General features: G+C 34.5%; 3 protein-coding genes and 2 tRNA genes. All 5 read left to right on the forward strand.

Annotated features, from left to right (window positions below):
• Positions 1-44: 44 nt before the first annotated feature.
• Positions 45-120: transfer RNA gene (locus G6W41_RS09940), tRNA-Val, on the forward strand.
• Between the two features lie 11 nt (positions 121-131).
• Positions 132-208, forward strand: a tRNA-Asp gene (locus G6W41_RS09945).
• 550 nt (positions 209-758) lie between these two features.
• The gene (locus G6W41_RS09950; RefSeq protein WP_194171404.1) at positions 759-1772 is read left to right on the forward strand and encodes a bifunctional 3,4-dihydroxy-2-butanone 4-phosphate synthase/GTP cyclohydrolase II; all 1014 of its coding nucleotides are present in this window, start codon (positions 759-761) and stop codon (positions 1770-1772) included.
• A gap of 368 nt (positions 1773-2140) precedes the next feature.
• Positions 2141-2422, forward strand: coding sequence for a hypothetical protein (locus tag G6W41_RS09955; protein WP_194171405.1), 282 nt, complete (start codon positions 2141-2143; stop codon positions 2420-2422).
• An 11-nt stretch (positions 2423-2433) separates the two neighbouring features.
• A partial coding sequence (locus G6W41_RS09960; protein ID WP_346010886.1) for a PDC sensor domain-containing protein occupies positions 2434-3115 on the forward strand: 682 nt, incomplete at its 3' end.

The following is a 3115-nucleotide window of genomic DNA, read 5'->3' on the forward strand; positions in this document are numbered from 1 at the left end:
AGAGGTTCAAATCCTCTAAGGGTCGCCAGATATTTTAAATTTTAGGTCGCTTAGCTCAGTTGGTAGAGCGCCACCCTTACAAGGTGGATGTCATAAGTTCGAGTCTTATAGCGACCACCATTACTTTAGGTGCAGCGGTAGTTCAGTTGGTTAGAATGCCGCCCTGTCACGGCGGAGGTCGCGGGTTCGAGCCCCGTCCGCTGCGCCATCTACTTTTAAATTTTTCATTTTTTTATTTTTGTCTTTATTTTTTAAGTTTAATGCATTTTTTATAAAAATATTTTGTTAAATAATATGTAAAATAATACATAAAATATTGTTTTTAGAAAAATTTAAAATATATTTTTCTCTATTAAAAATTTTTACTTTTTATAGCAAAAATAACGATAACAAGCTAATTTATAATCGCACTTCTAAACAAAGAATATTTAAATTTTAAAATTAAATTTAATATAAAATTTCTATTATTTTTATAAGTGTTATTAACAAATAAAAATTTATCTTTGCCTAAATTTTAAGACATATTTTAAAATTTAAAGTCAAAATTTATTTTATCGCACAAACATACATTTAAATTTTTATGCCTATATGAGATAAATTTATCCTGCCAAATGGCTAATATCAACCTCAAAAGCTTAAATTTTGGTGTAAATTCTATTTTTTTCTCAAAAGCGATTACTGACAAAGAAAAAATATGGTTTTTATCTTTTGATTATCAAAATATCAATATAATCGTGAAAATTTATAAAAGGATAATTATGGCAATTGAAAATGTATTAAGAGTGATTGAGGATATAAAAAATGGCAAAATGGTCGTCATGGTCGATGACGAGGACCGCGAAAATGAGGGTGATCTGGTCTTTTCAGCAGCTAGTAGCGACATGCAAAAGGTAAATTTTGCCATCACTCATGCAAAGGGTGTGCTCTGTCTTGCGATGGACGAGGCAAACGCCAAAAGGCTTGATCTGCCGCTAATGGTAGCCAAAAACACATCGAGCCACGAGACAGCTTTTACGGTCACGATAGACGCAAAAGACGCAACAACGGGCGTTAGCGCATACGAGCGCGATATGACGATCAGGCTTGCAGCTGAGGCTAGCTCAAAGCCTGAAGACTTCGTGCGTCCAGGACATATTTTCCCACTCATAGCCAAAAATGGCGGCGTACTAGTTCGCACAGGCCACACCGAGGGCTCAGTCGATCTTTGCAAGCTTGCTGGTGTTGCTCCGATGGCTTCGATATGCGAGATCGTAAAAGAAGATGGCACCATGGCAAGGCGTGATTATTTAGAGGAGTTTTGTAAGAAATTTGGGCTAAATATGATCAGCGTTTCTGATCTGGTCGAGTATAGACTAAGCCATGAAAGCCTCATAAGAGTTGGCGAAAAAAGTGACGTCAAGATCGCAAACTGCACGGCTATAAGATACGATATTACAGATCACAAGTGCAAAATTCATTCAGCCTATCTTTTTGGTGAGCCAAAGAGCAAGGCAAATGTCAAATTTCAAAAAATTCTAGCCGATCACGAGCTTTTGAGCAGTCCAAAATACGAAGAGCTTTTAAAAACTATCAAATTTCTAAGCCAAAATGGTGGAATTTTGATCTTTTTGGATAGCGACAACTCAAATACAAGCAAAGACTACGGCATCGGAGCGCAAATTTTAAATCACTTTGGCGTAAAGGATATCGAACTTCTAAGCTCAAATAAAAATAAAGAATTTGTAAGCTTAGCTGGTTTTGGGCTAAATATAGTCGGTTATAAGGAAATTTAAATATCACCAAATTTAGCCAGTTTAGCTTAGCTCTGGCTAAATTTATAATACTTTCTGCATCATTTTTTACAGATAACACACATTTAAATTAGTATTACACATTAAATTTAAGAAGTTTCTTTTTTGTTTAAGTTTAACTAGCATAATTTTAGTTCATAAACCAGTTTTCATGCTAAAAATTAAATATTTTACTTCAAATATATTTTATAAAATAAATCAAATTTAATTAAAAAATTTCTATTATATTGCTAATTTACGTTGTTTTTATAGATTTAATCACTATTTAATATAAAATATTATTTGAAACAAAAGATTAAATTTATATTTTAAATATTATAATTCTACTAATATTTCACAAGGAGGATGAAATGAGATCTATATCAAACAAGATCGCATTGACGCTTATTGTTCTTTTGAGTGTATGCTTTGCTGCGATGTCTGCTGTTAGCTACTTTAACGCAAAGGATGAGGTGGTGAAGCTGATCAGCCAAAACCAAGATCAAATTCTATCTGACATAAAGTCTGTGACGCAAAGTTTTATTGATGACTATATGGAAGACTCGCAAAAGCTAGCTAGCAAGCTAGTAGGCAGTGTGGATAACAAAGACGAAATTCTTGCTCGTTTAAAAAATCTACAAAAGAAAATTTAAAATCAATAGTCATAGGTGCCTATTTTGCAGCAGAGAGCAACGGCTATACTTATGGCTCAAATGGTAAAACCTTAACCCCAGAAAAAGATAAATACGAACCAAGGGGTAGGGGCTGGTATATCGCTGCAAAAAGTAGTGGAAAAACTATCTTTACAAAGCCCTATATCGATATGGTCGCTCCAGAGCACGATCTGTGCATGACTTTTTCTACTCCGATAGTGGAGGGCGGCAAGCTTTTGGGAGCTACATTTACTGATGTTAATATAAGGCTTTTAAGCAAAAAGCTTCTAAAGATGGGTAAAACCGAGTTTGGCTATGTTTATTTTATGGACAAAGATGGTGTTATCTTGCTACATGATGATGAAAGTCTTATAAACAGTTCTGTTGAAGCGACTAAGACCTTGGCTGCTAAATTTGCAAGTAAAGACTTTGATGAAAACGGACTAATCTCTTATAAAAATGCAAAAAATGAAAATGTCTTGGCTAAAATTTTACCTATAAACGACGACGGCTGGCTCGCAGTTGCTGCGATAAATGCCGATACTTTTGCCAGCCAGACTATGCCCCTCCTAAAGATCCAGCTAATCCTAGCAGTGCTATTTATCGTTATCCTCTCAGCATTTGTCTATTTCTTACTTAAAAAGTCTCTTAACCCTATAAAAACTATCCAGTCTAAGCTTGATGATCTATTTA

Origin of the sequence: Campylobacter concisus (assembly GCF_015230035.1) — a bacterium.
Classification (GTDB): Bacteria; Campylobacterota; Campylobacteria; order Campylobacterales; family Campylobacteraceae; genus Campylobacter_A; species Campylobacter_A concisus_BK.